At 65.9% G+C, this 24,263-nt stretch carries 19 protein-coding genes and 1 tRNA gene; 11 read left to right on the top strand and 9 right to left on the bottom strand.

Annotated features, from left to right (window positions below):
* Positions 1–49 precede the first annotated feature (49 nt).
* The 5 genes from GO615_RS13330 to GO615_RS13350 all read left to right on the top strand — a co-directional run bounded on the left by GO615_RS13330 (position 50) and on the right by GO615_RS13350 (position 4,540).
* Positions 50–1,717, top strand: a complete 1,668-nt coding sequence (locus tag GO615_RS13330; protein WP_169128802.1) for a hypothetical protein — start codon at positions 50–52, stop codon at positions 1,715–1,717.
* A complete protein-coding gene (locus GO615_RS13335) occupies positions 1,714–2,427 on the top strand; it encodes a hypothetical protein (RefSeq protein ID WP_169128804.1) in 714 nt (237 codons plus the stop codon). The genes GO615_RS13330 and GO615_RS13335 overlap by 4 nt, the downstream gene beginning before the upstream one ends.
* Before the next feature lie 4 nt (positions 2,428–2,431).
* The gene (locus GO615_RS13340) at positions 2,432–3,376 is read left to right on the top strand and encodes a hypothetical protein (protein WP_169128806.1); all 945 of its coding nucleotides are present in this window, start codon (positions 2,432–2,434) and stop codon (positions 3,374–3,376) included.
* A 4-nt stretch (positions 3,377–3,380) separates the two neighbouring features.
* A complete protein-coding gene (locus GO615_RS13345; protein WP_169128808.1) occupies positions 3,381–3,830 on the top strand; it encodes a hypothetical protein in 450 nt (149 codons plus the stop codon).
* A 167-nt stretch (positions 3,831–3,997) separates the two neighbouring features.
* Positions 3,998–4,540: a hypothetical protein gene (locus GO615_RS13350; protein WP_169128743.1), complete on the top strand. Its 543-nt coding sequence runs from the start codon at positions 3,998–4,000 to the stop codon at positions 4,538–4,540.
* Between the two features lie 30 nt (positions 4,541–4,570).
* Here the strand turns inward: GO615_RS13350 and GO615_RS13355 are convergent, their stop codons facing one another.
* The 6 genes from GO615_RS13355 to GO615_RS13380 all read right to left on the bottom strand — a co-directional run bounded on the left by GO615_RS13355 (position 4,571) and on the right by GO615_RS13380 (position 14,813).
* A complete protein-coding gene (locus GO615_RS13355; RefSeq protein ID WP_211167096.1) occupies positions 4,571–5,473 on the bottom strand; it encodes a transglutaminase family protein in 903 nt (300 codons plus the stop codon).
* 2 nt (positions 5,474–5,475) lie between these two features.
* Positions 5,476–8,091 carry a circularly permuted type 2 ATP-grasp protein gene (locus tag GO615_RS13360; RefSeq protein WP_169128810.1) on the bottom strand — a complete coding sequence of 872 codons (2,616 nt, stop codon included), beginning with the start codon at positions 8,089–8,091 and terminating at the stop codon, positions 5,476–5,478.
* Between the two features lie 8 nt (positions 8,092–8,099).
* On the bottom strand, positions 8,100–11,465 hold the full coding sequence (locus tag GO615_RS13365) for a transglutaminase family protein (RefSeq protein ID WP_169128812.1): 3,366 nt from the start codon (positions 11,463–11,465) through the stop codon (positions 8,100–8,102).
* Between the two features lie 106 nt (positions 11,466–11,571).
* Positions 11,572–12,300 (bottom strand): proteasome-type protease, encoded by a 729-nt coding sequence (locus GO615_RS13370; RefSeq protein ID WP_169128814.1) that lies wholly within the window; start codon positions 12,298–12,300, stop codon positions 11,572–11,574.
* A 71-nt stretch (positions 12,301–12,371) separates the two neighbouring features.
* Positions 12,372–13,325 carry an alpha-E domain-containing protein gene (locus GO615_RS13375; RefSeq protein WP_169128816.1) on the bottom strand — a complete coding sequence of 318 codons (954 nt, stop codon included), beginning with the start codon at positions 13,323–13,325 and terminating at the stop codon, positions 12,372–12,374.
* A gap of 51 nt (positions 13,326–13,376) precedes the next feature.
* On the bottom strand, positions 13,377–14,813 hold the full coding sequence (locus GO615_RS13380; RefSeq protein WP_169128818.1) for a circularly permuted type 2 ATP-grasp protein: 1,437 nt from the start codon (positions 14,811–14,813) through the stop codon (positions 13,377–13,379).
* A gap of 248 nt (positions 14,814–15,061) precedes the next feature.
* On the opposite strand from GO615_RS13380, the gene GO615_RS13385 reads away from it, so the two are divergent.
* From GO615_RS13385 to GO615_RS13400, 4 genes are read left to right on the top strand one after another with little or no spacing between them, the layout of a single operon-like run.
* Positions 15,062–16,840, top strand: a complete 1,779-nt coding sequence (locus GO615_RS13385) for an N-acetylglutaminylglutamine amidotransferase (protein ID WP_169128820.1) — start codon at positions 15,062–15,064, stop codon at positions 16,838–16,840.
* Between the two features lie 16 nt (positions 16,841–16,856).
* Positions 16,857–18,626 carry an N-acetylglutaminylglutamine synthetase gene (gene ngg / locus GO615_RS13390; protein ID WP_169128822.1) on the top strand — a complete coding sequence of 590 codons (1,770 nt, stop codon included), beginning with the start codon at positions 16,857–16,859 and terminating at the stop codon, positions 18,624–18,626.
* Positions 18,616–19,764 (top strand): osmoprotectant NAGGN system M42 family peptidase, encoded by a 1,149-nt coding sequence (locus tag GO615_RS13395; protein ID WP_169128824.1) that lies wholly within the window; start codon positions 18,616–18,618, stop codon positions 19,762–19,764. The genes ngg and GO615_RS13395 overlap by 11 nt, the downstream gene beginning before the upstream one ends.
* Positions 19,761–20,882: a mechanosensitive ion channel family protein gene (locus GO615_RS13400; RefSeq protein WP_169128826.1), complete on the top strand. Its 1,122-nt coding sequence runs from the start codon at positions 19,761–19,763 to the stop codon at positions 20,880–20,882. Before GO615_RS13395 ends, GO615_RS13400 begins: the two co-directional genes overlap by 4 nt.
* Positions 20,883–21,080: 198 nt before the next feature.
* Here GO615_RS13400 and GO615_RS13405 read toward each other — a convergent pair whose 3' ends face one another.
* Both GO615_RS13405 and GO615_RS13410 read right to left on the bottom strand, forming a co-directional pair.
* The gene (locus tag GO615_RS13405) at positions 21,081–21,479 is read right to left on the bottom strand and encodes a cupin domain-containing protein (RefSeq protein WP_339380029.1); all 399 of its coding nucleotides are present in this window, start codon (positions 21,477–21,479) and stop codon (positions 21,081–21,083) included.
* Positions 21,480–21,648: 169 nt separating this feature from the next.
* On the bottom strand, positions 21,649–22,209 hold the full coding sequence (locus GO615_RS13410) for a DUF2889 domain-containing protein (protein ID WP_169128828.1): 561 nt from the start codon (positions 22,207–22,209) through the stop codon (positions 21,649–21,651).
* A 23-nt stretch (positions 22,210–22,232) separates the two neighbouring features.
* Between GO615_RS13410 and GO615_RS13415 the strand changes: the two genes are divergently transcribed.
* Positions 22,233–22,430 carry a hypothetical protein gene (locus GO615_RS13415; RefSeq protein WP_169128830.1) on the top strand — a complete coding sequence of 66 codons (198 nt, stop codon included), beginning with the start codon at positions 22,233–22,235 and terminating at the stop codon, positions 22,428–22,430.
* Here GO615_RS13415 and GO615_RS13420 read toward each other — a convergent pair.
* Positions 22,414–22,489: transfer RNA gene (locus GO615_RS13420), tRNA-Thr, on the bottom strand. The two genes, GO615_RS13415 and GO615_RS13420, sit on opposite strands and share 17 nt — an antisense overlap.
* Before the next feature lie 156 nt (positions 22,490–22,645).
* On the opposite strand from GO615_RS13420, the gene GO615_RS13425 reads away from it, so the two are divergent.
* A complete protein-coding gene (locus GO615_RS13425; RefSeq protein ID WP_169128832.1) occupies positions 22,646–24,262 on the top strand; it encodes a bacteriohemerythrin in 1,617 nt (538 codons plus the stop codon).
* Position 24,263: the final 1 nt, after the last annotated feature.

Raw genomic sequence — 24,263 nt, forward strand, 5'->3', positions numbered from 1 at the left:
TTCCCCCAAGCAGTGAAACCGAAATACAACAACAACGCGAATACAGATCATGGAAGAAATCCTCGACCGCACGTGGGACGGCCTGGGCGACGCTTGGGAGTGGCTGCGCGGCGTCGTCCTCGGGGAATGGGAAGACGACCGATCGACCAGCCAAGTGGTCAGCGACGCGCTGGCCGGGCTTGTGCTTGGCGTCGGCAGCATCATCACCTTACGCGACCTGATCGCTGTCATCGTGCGCTTGGCAAAGTATCCCGAGAAGCGCAAAGATGTCGACGAGTGGATTCTGCTCATCGCGATGCTCCTGCCCCTGATCATCACGCTCCTCGGTGCAGTTGTGGCGGGCGTCGGCGCCTTGGTCGGAGCTGAACTGGGCGGCTTCCTGCGCGCAGTGGCTCTCATGCTGGTAAAGAAAGGTGGGGTCGGCCTGCGGGCCGTCCTCGAATTTCTGCAGGGTCACGGCTACGGCAACGCCGCCAAGGCCCTCGGCGAGATCAAGTTCAGCCGCTACCGACAGGTAGTCGTCGATGGCCTGAACGGGCAGATCGACAGAATGGCGAACCTGGTACGCGGGTTCCAGACTCGACTGAGCAAGTTGTCTCCCGACTCCCTTCCGCACTGGCTGCCTGGTCGCACTCGCATGATGCAAGCGATTGCCTATTGCCCCGTCCTTATCAAACAGCTCGAAGAATTACGCGCCACGAGCCGCAGGATGATCCCGCTGGCACTCGCCGAGATGGACAATCGCCTCGCAGCGCTTCTGGCCGGCGATCTCCGAACCGCTACACAAACAAACCATGTAATCATCAGCGGCCAGACGGCACCGAAGGTCAAACGTGCAATTCCGGACGATCGCCACCCTGGTAGCGGTCGCAGTGCAAAGCCTGAACCAGGCAATACTCGTCGTCTGCCGGAGCGTAGGATCGTGCGATTCCACGTTCCCAAGCACCGTCAAGAATTCAAGTACGTCAACAACAAAGGGATTCCGATTGGTGCGAAGCCGTTTCATGAGGGGGAGACCATTCTTGAAAACCCTCAGCTAAAGGCCAAGGATTGGCGCAAACATCACAGCGCTACCGAAGAGGGTTACCCGGATCTGACGGCCCCTGACTTCAAAGGACGTCCAACAAGTAGCTACGATACCTTCTCGGATTTACGCAAGACCGACCTTCGCCCCGGCGACAAAATTGTTCGGGTCGTCGCCCACGACGCAGAACCGTATTCGGACTGGGGGGCGTTCTGGACCCGTGAGCTTCCCGAGGACGGCCGACAACTACGAGCGGGCACTGCGGTCAAGGAGGGTTGGAACAAAGATGGAAGCTACGTCGAGCTAACCGTTCCGCCGAAAGGACATCCAGTGTGGCAGGAGTTGGCGAAAGACCCCAACAATCCTTCGCTCAAGGGTTGGGAAGGCCCAGCCGCCTCCCAGCGTTACGAATACACCGACCCGAACACGGGCAGAACCGTTCCCGACAATTTTTATCTACCGGGAGGTTCCGAACAACTTTACTTCGCCCCGAAGCAGATGGAAATTCTCAAGAAGCACGGCTTCATCAGTGACCGCAAACCGACTAACTTCAGAGACTACGATCCCACGGTGGTCAATGCGGATGGCAGCCGCGGCAACATCATTCATGGTGACAGCCTGCTGTTCGAGAACATCCCGCTCGATCGGGCCGTTCTTCCCCCCCAAAGCTCACGACAACTTGCATACCGATGACACCGGAAACAGAAAAGCAGCTGCGCAAGGCATGGCTCAAACAGAGATTTGGATCGTGGGAGTACCACGAGGAGTTGTTACGTCTCCACGAGGACTATCTTACGAGTTTGAAACGTCATTGGTCTGATCCCGCGCTGCAAAAACGCCACCCCGGCGATTACCGAGGCATGATTAGCCCAGTATTCTTCAACCTGGACCGGGTCTCCAAACCCGGAACCATTCCACGAGCCTCATGGAAGGCGGGAAAAGAAACCGGCTGGACCACTACCATTTCCTACAATTTCAACCGTGGGATGGACTACGCCGGAGTAAATGAATATCAAGAACTGTCTGATGCGGAACGGCAAAGGTTGAACGAGCTTGTTGCGCAAATGCTGCACATTCAAGAGAACATTCGTATCACCGTAGAAGATGCATGGGATGGCGACGACATATTGGACATAGACTTGACCGGTCCCATCGACTGGCCCCCGAACTGGAAAGACGAACTGCCCACGGAGGTCATTGCTACCGCACAAGGCTCAGTTCCGAAGCCGCGCCCTAACGTTCCCGCTGGACACCCGTGCCCCGAAGCCGGATGGTGGTTCACGCCCGCACAAGCCGGAAGCCGCCGCTGGTTCCGGCACGACGAGATCATGCCCGCGCTTGGCGGCGACTATGGGCAGACTTTCTGGCAATGGTCACCGGACCAGTCCGCACCCCGGCTCTGATCGCATGACGCCCCTGATCCCGCAGGAAATCTACCTGCTCGAACGCTATACCAGCGCAGACTATTTCAGGAAGTTGCGCGACGCCTTCGCCGAGACCGTGCAAGTCGCCGAGGACGCGCTCGCTCACGTCATGCGCACCCTGCCGCCGGACTACCGCAGCCGCCCGCGCTGGCAACAGCCGGATATCACCTGGGGCGGCGTCGTGCTGCCGAACTTCCGCGACACCCTCCGAATGGTGGAGGACGCACATGTCGCCTTGCTGCGCGGTGACCCGTCCGCCATCGAGATGGCAGGCAACGTCGCGACTGCCTTCGCCGGTCAGAGACGAGACTATACGTATGAGTGGATGCCCGAACTATACGCCTTTCGATTTTCTGAATCCGGAAAGCTCGCTTGTCGTTACGCCGACAACATCGCGATTACCGCTTTTATAGGTTGGATCAAGGGTAGCTTATCCTCGCGCTACAACTTGGACAGCCGCGGCCCGCTGGATGCCCCGCCGACCTGGCCCATCTACCGGCTCAACCCTGCGGTCCGCGTCGCCACCGACGAACCGGTCACGGTCACCGGCGTTTATCTGCCCGACGCGGACGACAGTTGCGCCCAATTCTTCTACGCGGGGCCTCATGCAACGTCCACGTCGGTGGGCTATGACCCGAAGACCGGGCAAAACATCAGCGAGGTCGATACCGTGTGGACGCTGGTCGAGCGCGTAGCCGACAGCGGCGGGGGCGTGCCCGGAGAAGAAGCGGCGTACGACATCGGCGAACGTCGCCACCCCAACGTCCCCGCTGGCCAGCCCTGCCCGGAAGCCGGATGGTGGTTCACGCCGGCCCAAGCCAACTCGCGCCGCTGGTTCAAGCAGGCCGAGATCATGCCCGCGCTCGGCGGCGACTACGGCGACACTTTCTGGCAATGGTCACCCGACCAATCCGCACCCCGGCTCTGACCGCATGACACCGCGGATCCCGCAGGAAATCTACCTGATCGAACGCTATACCAGCGCAGACTACTTCCGGAAGCCGCCGAAAGGACATCCAATGTGGCAGGAGTTGGCGAAAGACCCCGACAATCCTTCGCTCAAGGGTTGGGAGGGTCCAGCCGCCTCCCAGCGTTACGAATACACCGACCCGAACACGGGCAGAACTGTTCCCGACAATTTTTATCTACCGGGAGGTTCCGAACAACTTTACTTCGCCCCGAAGCAGATGGAAATCCTCAAGAAGCACGGCTTCATCAGTGACCGCAAACCGACCAACTTCAGGGACTACGATCCCACGGTAGTCAATGCGGACGGCAGCCGCGGCAACATCGGTCATGTTTACAGCCTGCTGTTCGAGAACACCCCGCTCGATCAGGCCGTTCTTCCTCCCCAAAACTCACGACACCTCGCATACCAATGACAGCGGAAACAGAAAAACAGCTGCGCAAGGCATGGCTCAAACAGAAATTCGGATCGTAGGAGTACCACGAGGAGTTGTTACGTCTTCACGAGGACTATCTTACGAGTTTGAAACGTCATTGGTCTGATCCCGCGCTTCAAAAACGCCACCCTAGCGATTACCGGGGCATGATCAGCCCAGTATTCTTCAACCTGGATCGGATCTCCAAACCCGGAACCATTCCACGAACTTCATGGAAAGCGGGAAAAGAAACCGGCTGGACCACTACCATTTCCTACAATTTCAACCGCGGAATGGACTACGCCGGAGTAAACGAATATCAAGAACTGTCTGATGGAGAACGGCAAAGGCTGAACGAGCTTGTTGGGCAAATGCTGCGCATTCAAGAGAACATTCGTATCACCGTAGAAGATGCGTGGGATGGCGACGACATATTGGACACCGACTTGACCGGTCCCATCGACTGCCCCCCGAACTGGAAAGACGAACTGCCGGCGGAGGTCATTGCTACCACACAAGGCTCAGGTTCGAAGCCGCGCCCAAACGTTCCCGCTGGACTCCCGTGCCCTGAAGCAGGCTGGTGGCTCACGCCGGCCAATGCCAACAGCCGGCGCTACTTCCGGCAGGGTGAGGTAATGCCCGCGCTCGGCGGCGACTACGGACAGACGTTCTGGCAGTGGGCGCCGGATCAGGCTGCGCCGACGATCTGAGACTCGAGCCTGGCTCCGGCCTTCACCGCATCACGCGCCGCCGTCGGCACTCTGTGAGCTGACCGTGACCCCGACCTTCAACGTGTGCTCGCCGCCGCCCTGGATGACGCCGCGGAGAGGGGATACGTCGCCGAAGTCGCGGCCCCAGGCGAGCACGATGTGTCGTTCGTCGGCGAGGCAATCGTTGGTGGGGTCGAATTCGATCCAGCCGGTATCGGGAACGAACACGGCGACCCAGGCGTGGGAGGCGTCGCTGCCGGTCATCCGTGCCTGCCCCGGCACAGGGTCGGTGCGCAGGTAGCCGGAGACGTAGCGTGCGGCCAGGCCCAGCGAACGCAGGCATCCGATCATGAGGTGGGCGAAGTCCTGACAGACGCCGTGCTTGTTTTCCAGCACCTCCACGACGGAGGTGCCGACTTCGGTGGCTTCGGGGTCGTAGCGGAACTCGGCGTGGATGCGGCGCATGAGGTCGCGGGCGGCGTCGATCACCGGGCGGCCGGGGGCGAACGAGGCGGCTGCGTACTCTTCGAGTTCGCGCTTGACGCGCACGCCGGGCGATTCGAAGCGCATGCGCTGGGCGTCGGCGACGGCGTCTCCGAGCGGGGCGGCATGGTAGTCGAGGGCGTCGCGCACCTGTTCCCAGGCAGGGCCGTCGCCCGGCATGGCGAGCCAGGGGCGTTCCCCAACGGCGACGATCAGTTCGCTCTCGACGCGCAGGTGGTCGTGCGGGGCGGCGAACTCGACGCGGTCGACCGGGTTGCCGAACGGGTCGGCACTGCGCACGTGCGTCGTCGGCTCGGGTTCGATGTGCAGGGACTGCCGTTCGAGCGCCTGCCAGGGCAGGGGCTGCGGAACGAGGTGCAGGACATGCCGCGCGGTCTGCACCGCCTGCGCGTACTGGTATTCGGTGGTGTGCAGGACGTGGTAGCGCATGTTCAGGCCGAGAGCACCCGCGCAGCGGGAAGGACATGGGTGAAGAAGCGTTCGGCGATGCGGTCGGACAGTGTCGCCGAGGCGTCGTGCACGGTGCGTAGGCGTCGCGCGAGATCGTTGCAGCCGGCGCAGTTGGTGCAGCGTTGCGCGATCGCACCGCCGCCCGGGCGCCCCGTTTCGAGCTCGTGCAGCGAGAAGGCGTTCAGCGCGGCCACTGCGTCGCGGAACGCGGGGATACCGTAGTCGCCCGCCGGGGACCCGGCGAATTCGCGCTGCAGCGATTCGAGGTAGCGCAGCAGCATGTCGGTCTGGAACGCCACCGAATGGGGGTTGTCGGTGTCGAACACGACGAGGTCCAGCGTCGGCAGGATGTCGGGCGTACGCAGGTAGCGCTGGCGATAGGCTTCGGCGCAGTCGGACAGCTCCAGCAAGGCGTCGACGCCGGCCGGCTGGCCGCCGCAGGCCTCGAGGAAATGCGCGACGACGCGGCTGCGACATTGCAGGCGCTCGATGCGGCGGCCGAGGATCAGGAAGCGCCAGCCGCTGTCGCGCATCATCTCGTCCATCGCGAAGCCCGACAGCGAGATGCAGCCGAGCAGCACGCGGTCCAGCGTCGAGGGCAGCGCGCCGATGTCGGCAGGCGCGGCGCCGTCCGGGCGCTGCCGGCGCAGGATGTCGTGCAGGCGGTTGAGGGAGTGCCAGTGGTCGAGGGACAGGCGGTCGCGCACCTGGGTCGCAGCCCACACGGCGCGGCGCAGGTTGGCGGCGAGGCTGGCGGGGCCGTTCTCGTCGAGCGCGCCTTCGACGAGGCGGCGCGCGACGGACCGCTCTTTGGCGGGCGGAAGCAGGCCGAAGAGTTCGCAGTAGCCGACGGCGGTGACGAGGACGCCCGGTTCCTCGAAGAGCTCGCCCCGGGCCTCGCCGCGCACCGCTTCCCCGAGTACAGCCGCGCCTGCGGCCGCCTCGCCTTCCTCGCTGAGCCTGTCGCAGGCGAAGCGCAGCAGGCGGGCACTGTTTTCGACGCGCTCGGCGTAGCGGCCGAGCCAGAACAGGTTCTCCGCGGTGCGGCTGGCGATCTCGGGGCCGGCACGCACGATGTCGCCGGCGCCGAGTTCGCCCTTGAGCAGGCTGAACTGGCTCACCGGCTCCTTGGACAGGACCCAGGTGTCCTTCGACGAGCCGCCGCGCTGCATTGACAGGATGTCGACGTCGCTGCTGCCGGAGACGCGCGTGAGCCCACCGGGCATCACGCGCCAGCCCTCGGGCGTGACGACCGCATAGACGCGCACACCGATTGCGCGCGCGACGACGCGGCGGTCGAGGGTCGGGCTGCCTGCGTCGGGCATCACCGGCGCCTGCGACAGCTCCACCAGTTCCTGCCCGACGTAGGCGTGCGGGCGATGGCGCAGTCGTTCGGTCCAGTGCGCGCGCCCGCGGGCGTCGAGGTCGCGCCCGAACACCGGCTGCATGCGTTGCGAGGGATAGGCGGGCTTGATGACGAGTTCGGCGAGATGCTCGACGACGTAGTCGAGCGCTGGGGCTTCGCCGCACCACCAGCTGGCGACGGCCGGCATCGCGAGCGGCTCGCCGAGGAGGTGTTCGGCGAGCTTGGGCAGAAAGGCGAGCAGGCCCGAGGATTCCAGGACGCCGCTGCCCAGCGCGTTGGCCATGAGCACGCGGCCGGCACGCGCCGCCTCGACGAGGCCGGGCACGCCGAGCGAGGAGTCGCCGCGCAGTTCGAGCGGGTCGGCGTAGTCGTCGTCGAGCCGGCGCAGGATCACGTGGACGCGCCTGAGTCCGGCGAGCGTCTTCAGATACACGGCGTCGCCGCGCACCGTGAGGTCCTGGCCTTCGACGAGCGGGAAGCCGAGGTAGCGCGCGAGGTAGGACTGCTCGAAGTAGGTCTCGTTGTAGGGCCCGGGCGTGAGCAGCACAACGAAGGGCGTCTCGCCGGGATCGACGGGGGCCCAGCGCGCGAGGCTGTCCTGCAGGTGGCGGAAGAAGTCAGCGAGGTGATGCACGCGTTGGTCGCGGAAAAGTTCCGGGAACAGGCGCGAGACGATCAGGCGGTTTTCGAGCGCGTAGCCGGCGCCCGAGGGGCCCTGCGCACGGTCGGCGATGACCCACCAGCGACCGTCCGGCGAGCGCGCGAGGTCAGCCGCATAGACGTGCAGGAAGTGGCCCGAGGGCGGGCGCGTGCCCTGGCAGGGCCACAGGAAGCCGTTGTGGCCGTAGACCAGCGCGGCGGGCAGCGCGCCGCTGCGGATCAGGTTCTGCGGACCGTAGAGATCGGCGAGGACCTGATCGAGCAGATCCGCGCGCTGTGCGATGGCGGCATCGATCTGCGCCCATTCGTCGGCCGGGAGGATCAAGGGCAGCGGATCGAGGGTCCACGGCCGGTCGGCGCCCTGCGGGTCGGCATAGACGTTGTAGGTGGTGCCGTTCTCGCGGATGCGCTCGGTGACGAAGGCCTGGCGCGCGCGCATCTGGTCGGGTGTCGAGGCGTCCAGCGCCTCGAACAGCGGCTGCCAGTGAGGCCGCAAGTGCTCCGCCCCCGCGAGCATTTCATCGTAGCGGCCGGACTGGCGGGCGTAGAGCGAGAGCAGCTGGTGCGGCATCGTCGGGGTCAGGACCTGGCCTTGGGAACTCCCCGCAAGTCTAGCGTGAAGGGGAACTCCGCGTTGCGTCGCACGGGTTCGATATTCAGGGGACGGCTGCCGGGCGTGTGGCCCATGCGGAAGAAGCGCGCAAGACGGCGCGATTCGGCTTCGAAGGCATTGACCGGGAAAGTATCGTGGCTGCGCCCGCCGGGGTGGGCGACGTGGTATTGCGCGCCGCCGAGTGAGCGCTTCATCCAGGTGTCGACGAGGTCGAACACCAGCGGCACATCGACACCGATGGTCGGGTGCAGGCAGGACGCCGGTTGCCACGCGCGGTAGCGCACGCCGGCGACCGCCTCGCCGACGGTGCCGGTCGCCTGCAAGGGCAGCGCCGCGCCGTTGACCGCCAGCACGTAGCGGTCCGGCGCCATGCCGCTCACCTTGACCTGCAGGCGCTCGAGCGAAGAGTCGACGTAGCGCACGGTGGCACCGGCACCGCCCTCCTCGCCCATCACGTGCCAGGGTTCGAGGGCGTGGCGCAATTCGACCTCGATGCCGCGCACGGCGAAGTCGCCGACCTTGGGGAAGCGGAACTCGAAATGCGGTGCGAACCATTCCTGCCGGATCGGCAGGCCGAAGTCGTTCATCTCGGCGATGACGTCGGCGAAGTCCTGCTCGACGAAGTGCGGCAGCATGTAGCGGTCGTGCAGTTCCGTGCCCCAGCGCACGAGGCGCTCCGGGGCGTAGGGCTGCTGCCAGAAGCGCGCGACGAGCCCGCGCAGCAGCAGTTGCTGGGTGAGCGACATGCGCGCGTGCGGCGGCATCTCGAAGGCGCGCAGTTCGAGCAGGCCGTGGCGGCCGGCGGGGCCGTCGGGCGAATACAGCTTGTCGATGCAGAACTCGGCGCGGTGGGTGTTGCCGCTGACGTCGATGAGCAGGTTGCGCAGCAGTCGGTCGACGAGCCAGGGCGGACATTGCTCGGAGTGTTGTCCACTGAGGCCGATCTGCCGCTCCAGCTCGCGAAAGGCGATCTCGATCTCGTACACCGAATCATTGCGCGCCTCGTCGATGCGCGGCGCCTGCGAGGTCGGGCCGATGAAGAGGCCGGAAAAGAGATAGGACAGCGAGGGGTGGTTGTGCCAGTAGCCGATCAGGCTCCTGAGCAGGTCGGGCCGGCGCAGGAAGGGCGAGTCGGCGGTGGTCGCGCCGCCCAGCACGAAATGGTTGCCGCCGCCGGTGCCGCTGTGACGCCCGTCTAGCATGAATTTCTCGGTCGACAAGCGCGACTCGCGCGCGGCCTCGTAGAGGTGGGTGGTGCGCTCGACGAGTTCGTCCCAGCTGGCGGCCGGGTGGATGTTGACCTCGATCACGCCGGGGTCGGGCGTGATGCTGAAATGCGCGAGGCGCGGGTCGGCGGGCGGCGCATAGCCTTCGAGGATGACCGGCTGGCCGAGCGCCGCGGCGGTGGCCTCGACGGCGGCGACGATCGCGAGGTAGTCGTCGAGCGCGCCGGTGGGCGGCATGAAGATGTACAGGGTGCCTTCGCGCGCCTGCGCGCACATCGCGGTGCGCGTGATCCACGCGGCCGATTCGTGCTTGCCCGGCACGCGCATGGCTGCGGCGGCCGCGCCCTCCCCCACCGCGGCGCGCGCCGGATGGTCCCGCAGCTGACGGCGCACTTCGGCATGCGTTGCGAGCGGCGGGAAGGCTTGCGTCGGGTCGGGCTGATGCAGGTAGGGATAGTCCCTCTTGCTCACCCAGGGTTGCGAGTCGAGCGGCAGGCGGTAGCCGAGCGGCGAGTCGCCGGGGATCAGGTAGCAGCGTTCGGAGCGCAGGAACCACGAGCCGCTGACCCAGTGTCCGGCGGCATCGCGCGCGATCGGCAGCACGGCGCCGGCGGCGTTCGACAGGCCGTGCGAGAACACGCGCATCAGGCGCTCGCGCTCGATCGGATCGTCGAGCCGGGCATCGAAGGGATCGACGTTGGCCGGCAGGCGGCGCTCGCGCCACAGGTAGTAGAAGACGTCCTCGAAGGCGTCGAACACGTATTTCGGGTGGAGCGCGAGCCGCTCGGCGACACCGGCGAGGAAGCGGTTCGCGAGGGCGGCGTCGGCGCCGGCGGGATTGCGCTCGTCGCCGTACAGCGCCGCGTCGCGCCACATCGGCTCGCCGTCGCGGCGCCAGAAGGCGTTCAACGACCAGCGCGGGAGCTGTTCGCCGGGATACCACTTGCCCTGGCCGAAGTGCATCAGCCCCTGCGCGCCGTATTTCTCGCGCAGGCGGTGGTAGAGGTCGGCGGCGCGCAGGCGCTTCGTCGGCCCCATCGCGGTGGTGTTCCATTCGTCGCCGTCGGGATCGTCGACAGCAACGAAGGTCGGCTCGCCGCCCATCGTGAGGCGCACGTCGTGGGCCGCGAGTTCAGCATCGATCGCGTGCCCCAGGGCCTCGATGCGCGCCCATTGTTCTTCCGCGTAGGGCTTGGTGACGCGCGGCGCCTCCCGGATGCGCTCGACCTTCATCGCATGGTCGAAATCGCATTCGCATTCGCATTCGTCGATGACGCCACTGACCGGCGCGGCCGACGAGGGCTCGGGGCTGCACGCGAGCGGGATGTGGCCTTCGCCGGCGAAGAGACCGGAGGTCGGGTCGAGGCCGATCCAGCCCGCGCCGGGCAGATAGACCTCGCACCACGCGTGCAGATCGGTGAAATCGGCCTCTGGGCCGCTCGGACCGTCGAGCGACTTCACGTCGGCGGTGAGCTGGATCAGGTAGCCGGACACGAAGCGCGCCGCGAGCCCCAGATGGCGCAGCAGCTGCACCAGCAGCCAGGCCGAGTCGCGGCACGAGCCGCTGCCCTTCTCGAGCGTTTCCTCGGGTGTCTGGACGCCCGGCTCGAGGCGGATCAGGTAGGCGATGTCCTGCTGCAACTGCGCGTTGAGGTCGACAAGAAAGTCGACGGTGCGGCGCCTGTCACGCGGAATCGCTCCCAGATACGCCGCGAAACGTTCGCCCAGCCCCGTACCGACGCTCATGCGGTGCAGGTAGGGCGCGAGCTCGATGCGCTGTTCCGCGTTGTACGCGAGGGGGTATTCCTCGGCCTCGGGTTCGAGGAAGAAGTCGAACGGGTTCAGCACCGCCATCTCGGCGACGAGGTCGACTTCGACGCGGAACTCCCGCGTCTTGTCCGGGAAGACGAGGCGCGCGAGATAGTTGCTCTGCGGATCCTGCTGCCAGTTGATGAAGTGCGTGGCTGGCAGCACCTTCAGCGAATACGACAGGATGCGCGTGCGGCTGTGCGGGCACGGTCGAAGGCGCACGACCTGCGGTCCGAGCTGGACCGGGCGGTCGTACTTGTAGTGGGTGACGTGGTTCAGGGCGACGTGGATCGACACGCTGGATCTCCGCGGATTGTCGGGGCGTCGCCGGACGAGCCGCCGGCGACGTTCGGGGATGTGATCTTGTTGTAGAGGCCGGGCGGTCCGCTGCGACGCGGCGCGCTCACAGCCAGTCCGGGTTCGGCAGTTCGGCGAAGGCCTCGCGCAGCCGCTCGCCCCACTGGCTTCGGATCTGTGCGTAGTAGGCGTGGTCCAGGTTGACCGAGATGTGCGACTTGACGGTCAGCGCGTCGCGCTCGATGACGCACAGGTCGAGCGGCAGGCCCACCGACAGATTCGAGCGGATCGTCGAATCCATCGACACCAGCGCGCACTTGGCGGCGTCGGCGAGCGTGGAGCCGTACCGCAGCACGCGGTCGATGATCGGCTTGCCATACTTCGATTCGCCGATCTGGATGTAGGGGGTGTCCTCGGTGGCCTCGATGAAGTTGCCCGCCGCATAGACGTTGAAGAGCCGCGGCGCCTCGCCGAAGATCTGGCCGCCGACGATCAGCGAAGCGTTGAATTCGACACCGAACTCGTGCAGCGCGTCGGCATCGCGCCGGTGCACCTCGCGCACGACCTCGCCGACGTGGCGCGCCACCTCGAACATGTTGGGCGCGTTGAAGAGGTTGGCCGAATCGGTGAGCGCGAGCCGCTCGCTGATGATGTTCACCACCGACTGGCTCACCGACAGGTTGCCGGACGTGCACATCACGACCACACGCTCGCCCGGACGCTGCCAGACGCGCATCTTGCGGAACGTGTTGATGTGGTCGACGCCCGCGTTGGTGCGCGAGTCGGACAGGAACACCAGCCCCTTTTCGAGGCGCATCGCGACACAGTAGGTCATGGCATTTGCTCGCTTGGTGCCGCGGCCGGAGGGCTCCCGCCGCGGCGGCTCACACGCTTCCCCCGCCCGGCTCAGGCGCCGACGAGGAAGTCCTCGCTGATGCGCACGCTCAGGTCACCGATCGAGTCGATGAAATCGTCCAGCCACGCGTGCAGCCCGCGCTCGAAGATGTCGTCCATGCGGCCGTAACGCAGCGTCGCGTACAGCTGGCCGGCGCGGCGCACGGTCTCGTCGGAGCGGCTGTTGCGCACCTTGTCCAGGATCTCGACCACCCCTTGCATGCACGAATGCAGCGCACGTGGCAGATCCTCGCGCAGGATCAGCAGTTCGGCGACGCGCTCGGGCGTGATCACGTCGCGATAGACCTTTCGATACACCTCGAAGGCCGACACCGAGCGCAGCAGTGCGCCCCAGTGGTAGAAATCGTTGGCATCTACGAGGTCGTCTCCCTGGCTCTGCTGCGCGCCGGGCAGGCCGTGATACTTCACGTCGAGGATGCGCGCGGTGTTGTCGGCGCGCTCGAGCAAGGCCCCTAGCCGAATGAACTGGAAGGCCTCGTCGCGCAGCATCGTGCCAAACATCGCCCCGCGCAGCAGCGACGCGCGCTGCTTCACCCAGTCGAAGAAGGCCGCGATACCGCCCGAATGGATCTCGGCGAAACTCTGGTCGCGCAGCTGCAGCCAGGTCTCGTTGATCGTCTCCCACATCTCCGCGGTGAGCGTGCCGCGCACCGCGTGGGCATTCTCGCGCGCCGCACGCAGGCAGCTGTAGATCGACGACGGATGCGTCTCGTCGCGCACCATGAAATGCAGCACCTTCGTCGCGGTGACCTCGTCGTGCCGCTTCGCGTAGGCGTATTCGAGGCTGTTCAGCGCGATGATCGCGTTCCAGCTGCTGCGCTCGGTCTCCGCGTCGTGCGGCACGAGCGACATCTGATAATTGACGTCCAGCAGGCGCGCGAGATTCTCCGCGCGTTCGGAATAACGGGCCATCCAGTAGAGGTGATCGGCGGTACGGCTCAGCATGATCGGGGCTCCGGCGCGGCGGTCGTGGTCGGGGGGCGAAGACGGCAGGACTCAGCGATGCGGTTCGGCATGGCCGTTCTCCAGCACCCAGGTGTCCTTGGTTCCGCCGCCCTGCGAGGAATTGACCACCAGCGAGCCCTCCCGCAGCGCCACCCGCGTGAGCCCGCCCGGCACCAGCGAAACCTCCTTGCCCGAGAGCACGAAGGGCCGCAGGTCGATATGGCGCGGCGCGATGCCGCTGTCGACGTAGGTCGGGCAGGTCGACAGCGCCAGCGTCGGCTGCGCGATGTACTTGTCCGGGTGCGCGGTGAGCACCGCGCGGAACTGCTCGATCTCGGCCTTGGTCGCCGCCGGCCCGACCAGCATGCCGTAGCCGCCCGCGCCGTGCACCTCCTTCACGACGAGCTGCGGCAGATGCGCCAGCACGTAGCGCAGGTCGTCCTTCTCGCGGCAGCGCCAGGTGGGCACGTTGTTGAGGATCGGCTCCTCGCCGAGGTAGAAGCGCACCATCTCGCCGACATAGGGGTAGATCGACTTGTCGTCCGCGACGCCCGTGCCGATCGCATTGCACAGCGTCACGCGCCCGGCGCGGTAAGCCTTCAGCAGGCCCGGCACGCCCAGCATCGAATCCGGCCGGAAGACCTGAGGATCGAGGAAGTCGTCGTCGATGCGGCGATAGATCACGTCCACGCGCTTCGGACCGCAGGTCGTGCGCATGTAGACGGCATCGTGGTCGATGAACAGGTCGCGGCCTTCGACGAGCTCGACGCCCATCTGCTGGGCGAGGAAGGAATGCTCGAAGTAGGCCGAGTTGAATGCCCCCGGCGTCATCACCACCACCGTCGGATCATCCACGCCGGCCGGCGCCACCGCACGCAGCGTCTCCAGCAACAGATCGGGGTAGTGCTCGACCGGCGCGATCTTCTGCTGCGCGAAGAGCTCGGGGAAGAGCCGCATCATCATCTTGCGGTTCTCCAGCATGTAGGACACGCCCGAGGGCACGCGCAGGTTGTCCTCCAGCACGTAGAACTCCCCCGCCCCCGCGCGCACGATGTCCACGCCCGCGATGTGCGCATAGATGCCGTTGGGCACCTTGAAGCCCTTCATCTCCGGGCGGAACTGCGCGTTGTTGAGCACCTCGTCGGCGGGGATGCGGCCCGCGCGCAGGATGTCCTGTCCATTGTAGATGTCGCCCAGGAACATGTTCAGCGCCTTCACACGCTGCTTGAGTCCGGCGCGCAGCGTCTTCCATTCCGCATTGGGGATGATGCGCGGGATGGTGTCGAAGGGAATCAGCCGCTCGGTGCCGGCCTCCTCGCCATACACGGCGAAGGTAATGCCGAGGCGACGGAACGCGAGGTCCGCCTCGGCCCGCTTGCGCGCCATCACGCCCGGCTGCAACGCACGCGCCCAGTTCTCGAACGGAACATAGTGAGGGCGAATGTCCGCGGCCGAGGTGTGCATTTCATCGTAGAACGTCGGCGTCATGTTGTTTCGATCCATACACGTGTGTCGCATATCAGCGAGGACTGTGCCAAACGGGCTCAACCCCGCGATTACAGACACTTACCACCATAGCAGAGCCGCGGGTGAATGCACCCGCACCGGACTGGTGCAGGTCCGCGCACAAGGGCGGTGCCCTATCAACCGGGAGCCGGGCAGGGATTTAAATTTGCACACATATATTTTGTCCAATAACATTGAACGTCCCTCGAACAGTCAGAGGAGACGATTCCATGTGTGGAATTGCCGGAGAAATCCGCTTCGACCAAACGGAAGCGGATGCTTCCGCCGTGGGCCGAATGGCCGACACCCTGCGCCCGCGTGGTCCCGATGCCGGCGGCGCGTTTCAGCAGGGCCGCATCGCGCTGGCCCACCGCCGCCTCAAGATCATCGACCTCAGCGAACGTGCCCAGCAACCGATGGTGGCTGCCGATCTCGGGCTCACGCTGGTGTTCAACGGCTGCATCTACAACTACCGCGAACTGCGCGCCGAACTCGAACAGGAAGGCGAGCGCTTCTTCTCCGACGGCGACACCGAGGTGCTGCTGCGCTCCTATCGGCGCTGGGGTCTCGGCTGCGTCGCGCGCCTGCACGGCATGTTCGCCTTCGCCATCTGGGAGCGCGACAGCGGCCGCGTCGTCATGGCGCGCGATCGCTTCGGCATCAAGCCGCTATACCTGTCCGAATCGGCCGACGGCAAGCGTCTACGTTTCGCCTCGACCTTGCCGGCAATTCTCGCTGCAGGCGACGTTGACACCCGCATCGACCCCGTCGCACTGGAACACTATCTGATGTGGCACGCCGTGGTGCCGCCCCCACACACCATGCTGCGCGGCGTGCGCAAGTTGCCACCGGCGACCATCGCGGTGTTCGAGGCGGACGGGCGCCGCAATGACATGTGTTACTGGAATCCGCCCTTCGCGACCGATAGCGCACTCGTCGACACGCCCTACAAGGAGCGCGAGCGCATGCTGCAACTCGCGCTGGAAAAGGCCGTCGAGCGCCGCATGGTGGCGGATGTGCCCGTCGGCGTGCTGCTTTCGGGGGGTGTCGACTCCAGCCTCATCGTCGCAATGCTGGCCCGCGCCGGCCAGAAGGACCTCAACACCTTCTCCATCGGCTTTGAAGCAGCCAACGGCGAACACGGTGACGAGTTCAAGTACTCCGACCTCGTTGCGAAGGAATTCGGCACCCGGCACCACAAGATCCGCGTCGACGGCACGACGCTGCTCGCCAACCTGCCGGACGCCATCCACGCGATGTCCGAGCCGATGGTGAGCTACGACAACATCGGCTTCTACCTCCTGTCGAAGGAAGTCTCGAAGCACGTCAAGGTGGTGCAGAGCGGCCAGGGGGCCGACGAGGTGCTCGCAGGCTACCACTGGTATCCGCCGCTGGCGCAAAGCCGGGACGCGGTCGCCGACTACGCCCGGGTCTTCTTCGACCGCGACGAGGACGAATACCTGCGCACCGTCGTCGAAGCCTATGCGAGCCCCGGTGCGAGCCGCAATTTCATCGCCCGCCACTTCGCACGGCCGGGTGCCGAAACCCCCCTGGACAAGGCCTTGCGCATCGATGCCACGGTGATGCTCGTCGACGACCCCGTCAAGCGCGTCGACAACATGACCATGGCCTGGGGTCTGGAGGCGCGCGTGCCGTTCCTGGATCACGAATTCGTCGAGCTCGCCGCCCGCCTCCCCGCCGCAGACAAGCTCGCCGACGACGGCAAGGGCATCCTCAAGGCGATTGCACGGCGCGTGCTCCCGCGCGACATCATCGACCGCCCCAAGGGTTACTTCCCCGTGCCGACCCTCAAATACCTCTCGGGCCCGACGCTGGAGTGGGTCAAGGAAGCGCTGCACGGCCCGGCCGCTCGCGAGCGCGGGCTTTTCCGCCCCGCCTACATCGACCAGCTGCTGGCCGCGCCCGACCGTCACATCACGCCGCTACGCGGCTCCAAGCTGTGGCAGGTCGCGCTGCTCGAACTGTGGCTGCAGGCGCATGGCATCTGAGCAGAAAGGAGGCACGATGAACGTCGCGAACGAACGCAATCCGCTCGACCCCACCCACATGATGTCATTGCGCCACTGGGAGAGTCCCGCCGACCTGTCCATGCACGCCACGATGGAGAGCGAAGCCATCGTCGATTGCGGCTGGGGGCGCCTGATCTTCGGCCAGACCTTCGCCGACCCGCAGGCGCTGGCCGAAACGATCCGCCGCGAACAGCCGGGCCGGCGCGACATCGCGCTGTACCTACGCGATCCGCAGGTGGTGGTGTCCTTCGCCCCGCAGGAACTCTTCATCGACCCGTCCTACACCTTCCGCCTCGCGCTGAACCCTTCGATCGAAGCACCCGAGGCGGACGGCTGGACGATACGCGGCGCGCGCCCCGACGATGCTGCCACCATGCGGCGCATCTATCAGGCGCGCCGCATGGTGCCGCCGCCGCGCGCCTTCTTCGCCGGCCTACACGAACGCGACGAGATCGACCTGCTCATCGCCGAGGATGCCGATGGCGAGACCATTCTGGGCGTCGTCACCGGCATAGACCACGTGCGCGCCTTTCACGACCCGGACGGCGGCGCGAGCCTGTGGGCACTGGCCGTCGACGTGCAGTGCAACCACCCCGGCATCGGCGAGGCGCTGGTGCGAGCACTGGCCACGCTGTACCGCAAACGCGGACGCAGCTTCCTCGACCTCTCGGTGCTGCACGACAACGCGCAGGCCATCGCGCTCTACGAGAAGCTGGGCTTCGTGCGTGTACCCGTCTACTGCGTGAAGAACAAGAACCCGATCAACGAGCCGCTTTTCCTCGGCCCGGACCCCGCCGAGGATCTCAACATCTACGCCGGAATCATCGTGCGCGAGGCGCGCCGGCGCGGCATCGGCGTCGAGGTGCTGGACGCCGAGCACGGCTTCTTCCGGCTCAATCTCGGCGGGCGCAGCATCACCTGCCGCGAATCCCTGTCCGAACTGACCTCGGCGATCGCGATGAGCCGCTGCGACGACAAGCGCGTCACGCTGCGCATCCTGGCCGACGCAGGCGTCGCCGTGCCGGAACAGATCGCAGCCGACGAGGAGGATGCCGTCGCCGCCTTTCTTGCGCGCCACGGCCGCGTCGTCGTCAAGCCCGCCCGCGGCGAACAGGGCCAGGGGGTGCGCGTCGACCTCGCCACGCTTGCCGAGGTGCACTCCGCCATCGAAGCGGCGCGGAAATTCTGCGAGCACGTCATCGTCGAGCAGATGGTCGCCGGTGACGACCTGCGCATCATCGTCATCGACCACCAGGTCGTCGCCGCTGCCACCCGCCGCCCGGCCACCGTGGTCGGCGACGGTCGGCACACGCTGCAACGGCTCATCGAGAAACAAAGCCGCCGCCGCCAGCTCGCCACCGCCGGCGAGAGCCGCATCCCGCTCGACGACGAAACGCGGCGCTGCCTGAAAGCGCAGGGCTACGCGCTGGACGACGTCCCCGAGGCCGGCCGCCACATCCAGGTGCGCAAGACCGCAAACCTGCACACCGGCGGCACGATCCACGACGTCACCGCGGCACTGCACCCCGCACTCAAGGAGGCCGCCGAACGCGCGTCCCGCGCGCTGGAGATCCCCCTCGTCGGCTTCGACTTCATGGTCACCGCGCCGGACCGGCCCGAATACGTCGTGATCGAAGCCAACGAACGTCCCGGCCTCGCCAACCACGAGCCGCAGCCGACCGCCGAGCGCTTCATCGACCTCCTCTTCCCGCAAACCCGCAGCGCAACGCGCGAAGAACCGGAACGGAGAATGCATGCACCCTGACCGCGACTACCTGCAAGAGGTTCTGGCCCGGCTTCTCAACACCCCCAGCCCCTCGGGCATGACCGATGCGGTCGTGCATGTGGCCTGCAGCGAGCTCGATGCACTGGGCATCCCCTACGAGCTCACCCGCCGCGGCGCGATCCGCGCGTGCCTCAAGGGCCGCCAGCGCACCCCGGCGCGCGCCGTGGTCGCCCACCTCGACACCCTCGGCGCGATGGTCAAGGGCTACAAGCCGAACGGCCGCCTGCAAGTCGTGCCCATCGGCTTCTGGTCCTCGCGTTTTGCCGAAGGCGCGCGCGTGACCATTTACTCGGACAATTGCGTCATCCACCGCGGCACCCTGCTGCCCGCCAAGGCCTCGGGACACACCTTCAACAAGGAGATCGACACCCAGCCGGTCAGCTGGGACAACCTCGAGCTTCGCGTCGACGCCCGCACCGCGAGCGAGGCCGAAACGCGCGCCCTCGGCATTCACGTCGGCGACACCATCTCAGTGCATTCGAATCCCGAGTTCGGCCCCGAAGGCTTCATCAACGCCCGCCACCTCGACGACAAGGCCGGCGTGGCAGCCATCCTCGCCGCGCTGCGGGCGATCCGCGAGAGCGGCGTCAAGCTGCCCGTCGACTGCTTCCCGCTGTTCACCATCTCCGAGGAAATCGGCGTCGGCGCCTCGCACGTGCTGCACGGCGACGTCGCGGAGCTCATCTCCATCGACAACGGCACCGTCGCGCAGGGGCAATACACCAGCGAATACGGCGTCACGATCTCGATGCAGGACTCCAGCGGCCCCTTCGACTGGCACCTCACGCGACGCCTGCTCGAACTATGCGCCAGCGAAGGCATCGAGCATTCGCGCGACGTCTTCCGCTTCTACCGCAGCGATGCAGCGGCCGCCATCGAGGCCGGCAACGACATCCGCACCGCGCTGGTGTGCTTCGGGCTGGACGCCTCGCACGGCCACGAGCGGGTTCATATCGATTCACTCGACGCACTCGCGCGCCTGCTCATCGCCTACCTCACGAGCCCGCCACTGTTCCATCGGGACCGCAGCGCACTCGGACCGCTGGACGATTTCCCACCGGCCGAGGTGCAGACGCCCGATCTCGACGACACTCAGCCGGAGCCTCCCCACCCATGAATCTCGTCCGTCAATTGCTGAACGATAACAGCCCTCAGGACTGGGCGATCGCATTGCTGGCGATCGCCACCTGCATGCTGATCCTGCACACTGTGCGCGGCGTGCTGCTGCGCCGCCTGCGCAAGCGCCTTGCCGCGAACGACAGCAACCTCGTCACCCTGCTGCTCGGAATCGTGTCGGCGACCCGCGTCCTGCTGGCCGCCGCTATCGCGTTGTACGTGGCGACCCAGCTGCTGACCCTGCCCGCCGCTTTCGATGTCGCCGTCGACCGTGGCTTCGTTGCCCTCTTGCTGCTGCAGGCGGGAATGTGGGCCAATCGCGGGCTCGACTTCTGGCTGGGCTGGCGTTTCGCTGCCGATACGGCCACCGAAGAGGGCGCGCGCGCGACGACCCGTTCGCTGCTGTCCTTCATCGGTCGCATCGTGCTGTGGGCGCTGGTGCTGCTGATGATTCTCGACAACATGGGCCTCAACGTCACCGTCCTGGTCGCAAGCATGGGGATTGGCGGCGTGGCGATCGCGCTGGCCGTGCAGAATATCCTTGGCGATCTGTTCGCCTCGCTATCGATCGCCATCGACAAGCCTTTCGTGATCGGCGATTTCATCATCGTGGACGACCTGATGGGTACCGTCGAACACGTCGGCCTAAAGACCACCCGCATCCGCAGCCTGAGCGGCGAGCAAATCGTATTCTCCAACAACGACCTCCTCGGCAGCCGCATCCGCAACTACAAGCGCATGCAGGAACGACGTGTGGCGTTCATGCTCGGCCTCACCTACGACACGCCGCCCGACGAGTTGGAAGCGATCCCCGCCCTGATCCGCAACGCAATCGAGGATCAGGACGGACTGCGCTTTGACCGAGCCCACTTCAAGTGCTTCGGCCCCTCCTCACTCGACTTCGAGGTCGTGTATTACGTCGAGCAGCCTGACATCCTGCGCTACATGGACGCGCAGCAGGCGATCAACCTCCGCCTCGTGCGAGAATTTTCCGCGCGCGGCCTCGAATTCGCCTTCCCGACCCAGACCCTCCATCTGAACGGCGACGTACGCCTTCGGCGCCCGGACGGCGACGATGCACTCGAAGCGCCTCAAGCGCGGCCCCGGAAAGTCGCCTGAGCCGAGCTCACCCTTTCCGTGCCATCCCGGATCCCGCAGATCACCGCCAAGGGTCCCCCGAGTGCCGTCACTCCTCAAGCAGGCCGCGAAACGCGTCCCTGCGCAGAGCTCGGTGAGCGGCAATCGCCCCCCGCCGGAACTCAGACGGCCCCTCACCACCCCGTCACATTTCGCGACGCGACCCGGCCCGGAACCGGCTCAGCCGCCGTCCGCGCCGGAATCTTCGGCGGGGTCGTAGGGCACGACGTTCTCCTGCTCCGCCGGATCGTTGCGTGCGACGACCGCCCTCGCCGGATCGGTGTCGCTGAGATTGCAGGCCTGATGCGGGACGTCCGGCGGGATGAACAGGAACTCCCCCGCGCCGCTCACGACCCGCTCGCGCAGGCCGGGCCCGAACCGCGTCTCGACCCGCCCCTCGAGCACATAGATCGCGGTCTCGTAACCGCGATGCCGGTGCGGCGCTGCGACCCCGCCCGGCGGAATGACCACGATATGCATGGACAGCCCGCGGCTGCCGGCCGTCTCGCCAGAGATCCCGACGAAATATGGCAGCCTCTGCCGCGTGAGGACTTCGCGGTCCGGGCGCAGCGCGACCACGGTCCCGGACGATTCTGGCGTTCGTGTCGGCAGCGGGCTCCTCTTGATCGGAGGCTCTGCGGCGGGTCCGCCGCAACTCGTTCAGCGTAGCCCGCCGATTCGGCACTGTCGAGGCAACTCACGGCGCGGTCATGCTCCCGTGCCGCCGGTCGCTCCCGCCGACACAGCCTCAATCGTCCGCGAGTTCCGGATATTCCTGCCGCAGCGCGTCGCCGTCGCGCTTCCACGCGAGGCACTCGCCGACAAAGGCCAACGCGCGCGAATCCGGCCAGCGCCGCGGATCCGGGTCGATCGCGACCTGCCGCGCCATGCGCTCGGGCCACGAGGCCTGGGTGTAGGTATTGCCGACCTGCGTGATGAGGTCGGTAAGATGCGCGCATCCCCGTTCGCTGCCGATGCGTTCGCGAATCTTCCGCCCGAAGCCCGGCCCGATCTGCAACCCGATCAGGCCGCGGTAGGCATCCACCGCTTCAGGGCACGCCGACCACGGCGTCACCTGCATCGCGGCCCGTACGTCGAGGATCGTGAAATTGTCGTCGATCAGGAAATTGATGCCCATGTGGTGCATGAACTCGCCCGCGTGCACCGGCTTGCGGGAGCGGAACGGGACGTCCTCACCTTTTTCGTCCACCACCGTCGCCTCGATTTCCCACAGGCCGTCCTTGCGGCGATAGGCGTGGCACGTGATCTGGCGCGTATGCGTGAGCTCGCGCTCGCAGTCTCCAAGCATTCCTGCCCCCACTCGAATCGGTAATGATCGCCATCGAACGCGATGACGAATGGCTCCATGGTAACGCCTGTCTGGTCCGCGGATCGTCGGCGCGGCCACTCGGAGTTCGGGCAGAACTGCATGAGGATCTAGCGATCCGCAGGCATTTCGACAGCCGAAAAGCAAAAGGCCAGCCCCGGAGGACTGGCCTGTTGCCTGAATCGATGGTGCCGTTGAAGTGAATCGAACACTCGACCTACTGATTACGAATCAGTTGCTCTACCAACTGAGCTACAACGGCGAAGAGCCGGGAATATACCCCATGGTCCCGGATCGTACAAGTACCCCGAAACGCCAAACAACATGGGGTAAATACGGGGTCGACGACATGGGTATAACCAAAGATATACTGCCGTAGTAACATTATGTTACCAACCTCGGACCCGGATCGAGCGCAATGGCGAAGACCCCGCAAATCGGCACCTGCCTGCTGTTTCCCGCAATCCTCGCTGTCGTGCTGAGTTCCGCAACGGCGGCGAGCCTGCACTTCATTCCGGCACTTGCGCCGTACGCTGCCGCCATTGTCCTGATGCTCGGCCTCGTGTACGGCGGGGTCCTCATTGCCGCGCGGGCGCTGGCGCTGCGCCGGCTCGGAGGCGATCTGCCGCATGTCGTAGCGCTGCTGAACGGTTTGTCGGGCGGCCGGCTCGCCGAGGCCGCAAATGGCGGCGCATCCGCCGACAGCATCTCGGGACACGCGGCAACCGCTCAGCACACGCTGCGCGGCGTGATCGACGACGTAGCGCGTGACGCGCAGGAACTGGCCGCCAACGTGCGGCGCATGTCCGGACAGACGACCGAGATGGCGCTCACACTGCAGATGCAGGCCAGCACGAACCATGAGGTCGCCACCGCGATCCACGAGATCGACCGCAACATCGCGCTCGTTTCCCAGCTTGCAGCCGACACCGAAGCCGACTCGCGCGACGTCGCCGAGTTGTCACTAAGCGGCGAGCAATTCGTCGGCCGCGCCTCCGAGAAGATGACCCGGATCGTGCAGTCCGTGACGACCTCGGCCGCTCAGATCGAATCGCTGGTCGCGAGCGTGCGCGAGATCGGGGGCATTGCAAGGATCATCGCCGAGATTGCGGACCAGACCAACCTGCTCGCCCTCAACGCCGCCATCGAGGCCGCTCGAGCGGGCGAACAGGGCCGCGGCTTCGCCGTGGTTGCGGACGAGGTTCGCAAGCTCGCCGAGCGCACGGCGACCGCGACCGCCGAGATCACGCGCATGATCGGCACCATCCAGTCCGACACGAGTGCCGCGGTGACCCAGATGGCCGAGATCTCCCCCGAGCTGCAAACCGGCGTCGAAGAAGCGCAGCACGCCGCGGACATGCTGCGTCGGATCAAGAACCAGTCGCACGACGCGCTGAAGAAGATCAGCGAACTCGCCGCCGCGACGGCCAAGGAAAGCTCGGAAGCAAAGGAGATCGTGCAGGGCGTCGCGAACATGATTGCAGCGGCGGAGAAGACCGAAGCGATCATCCGCGAGACCTCCGGCACCGCCGCCAAGCTCGAGACGCATTCGACCAGCCTGCTGCGGCGGCTGGGCTTCTTCACGCACCTCGGCGGCGCGCTGGAGCCCGCGAAAAGCACCGGTCGCGCCGCGGTCGCACCGGTGATGACGTGGAACGGCGCACTGGCGACCGGCCACGCGGACATCGACGCGCAGCACCGCAAGTTGATCGAACTCGCCAACGCCGTGAACGCCGCGATGCAGCGGGGCGATGAACGCAGCGCGATTGGCGCAGTTCTCGACGAACTGGTCCGCTATACCGCGTTCCACTTCGGCTTCGAGGAGGATCTGATGAAGAAGGCGAACTACCCCGACTTCTTCCGCCACCAGCAGCAGCACAAGAAGCTCGTCGAGGACGTGCTCGCGCACAAGGCCCGCTTCGACGCGGGGCATGCGCTGTCGTCCGAGCTGCTGAGCTTCCTGCGCGACTGGCTGGTCAACCACATCATGAAGACCGACAAGGCGCTCGCGCGCGAGCTCAGGCAGGCCGCCTGAA

Source organism: Aromatoleum evansii, from assembly GCF_012910805.1.
Taxonomy (GTDB): domain Bacteria; phylum Pseudomonadota; class Gammaproteobacteria; order Burkholderiales; family Rhodocyclaceae; genus Aromatoleum; species Aromatoleum evansii.

Bases quoted from the DNA above. Each gene is read 5' to 3' on its own strand.
- GO615_RS13335 (WP_169128804.1), top strand. From the start codon at position 1,714: ATGACACCGGAAACAGAAAAGCAGCTGCGCAAGGCATGGCTCAAACAG.
- GO615_RS13350 (WP_169128743.1), top strand. From the start codon at position 3,998: ATGATCAGCCCAGTATTCTTCAACCTGGATCGGATCTCCAAACCCGGA.
- GO615_RS13410 (WP_169128828.1), bottom strand. From the start codon at position 22,209: ATGCTTGGAGACTGCGAGCGCGAGCTCACGCATACGCGCCAGATCACG.
- GO615_RS13425 (WP_169128832.1), top strand. From the start codon at position 22,646: ATGGCGAAGACCCCGCAAATCGGCACCTGCCTGCTGTTTCCCGCAATC.
- GO615_RS13360 (WP_169128810.1), bottom strand. From the start codon at position 8,091: ATGCCGCACCAGCTGCTCTCGCTCTACGCCCGCCAGTCCGGCCGCTAC.
- GO615_RS13375 (WP_169128816.1), bottom strand. From the start codon at position 13,325: ATGCTGAGCCGTACCGCCGATCACCTCTACTGGATGGCCCGTTATTCC.
- GO615_RS13340 (WP_169128806.1), top strand. From the start codon at position 2,432: ATGACGCCCCTGATCCCGCAGGAAATCTACCTGCTCGAACGCTATACC.
- GO615_RS13415 (WP_169128830.1), top strand. From the start codon at position 22,233: ATGATCGCCATCGAACGCGATGACGAATGGCTCCATGGTAACGCCTGT.
- GO615_RS13380 (WP_169128818.1), bottom strand. From the start codon at position 14,813: ATGACGCCGACGTTCTACGATGAAATGCACACCTCGGCCGCGGACATT.
- GO615_RS13395 (WP_169128824.1), top strand. From the start codon at position 18,616: ATGCACCCTGACCGCGACTACCTGCAAGAGGTTCTGGCCCGGCTTCTC.
- ngg (WP_169128822.1), top strand. From the start codon at position 16,857: ATGAACGTCGCGAACGAACGCAATCCGCTCGACCCCACCCACATGATG.
- GO615_RS13330 (WP_169128802.1), top strand. From the start codon at position 50: ATGGAAGAAATCCTCGACCGCACGTGGGACGGCCTGGGCGACGCTTGG.
- GO615_RS13355 (WP_211167096.1), bottom strand. From the start codon at position 5,473: ATGCGCTACCACGTCCTGCACACCACCGAATACCAGTACGCGCAGGCG.
- GO615_RS13385 (WP_169128820.1), top strand. From the start codon at position 15,062: ATGTGTGGAATTGCCGGAGAAATCCGCTTCGACCAAACGGAAGCGGAT.
- GO615_RS13345 (WP_169128808.1), top strand. From the start codon at position 3,381: ATGACACCGCGGATCCCGCAGGAAATCTACCTGATCGAACGCTATACC.
- GO615_RS13370 (WP_169128814.1), bottom strand. From the start codon at position 12,300: ATGACCTACTGTGTCGCGATGCGCCTCGAAAAGGGGCTGGTGTTCCTG.
- GO615_RS13400 (WP_169128826.1), top strand. From the start codon at position 19,761: ATGAATCTCGTCCGTCAATTGCTGAACGATAACAGCCCTCAGGACTGG.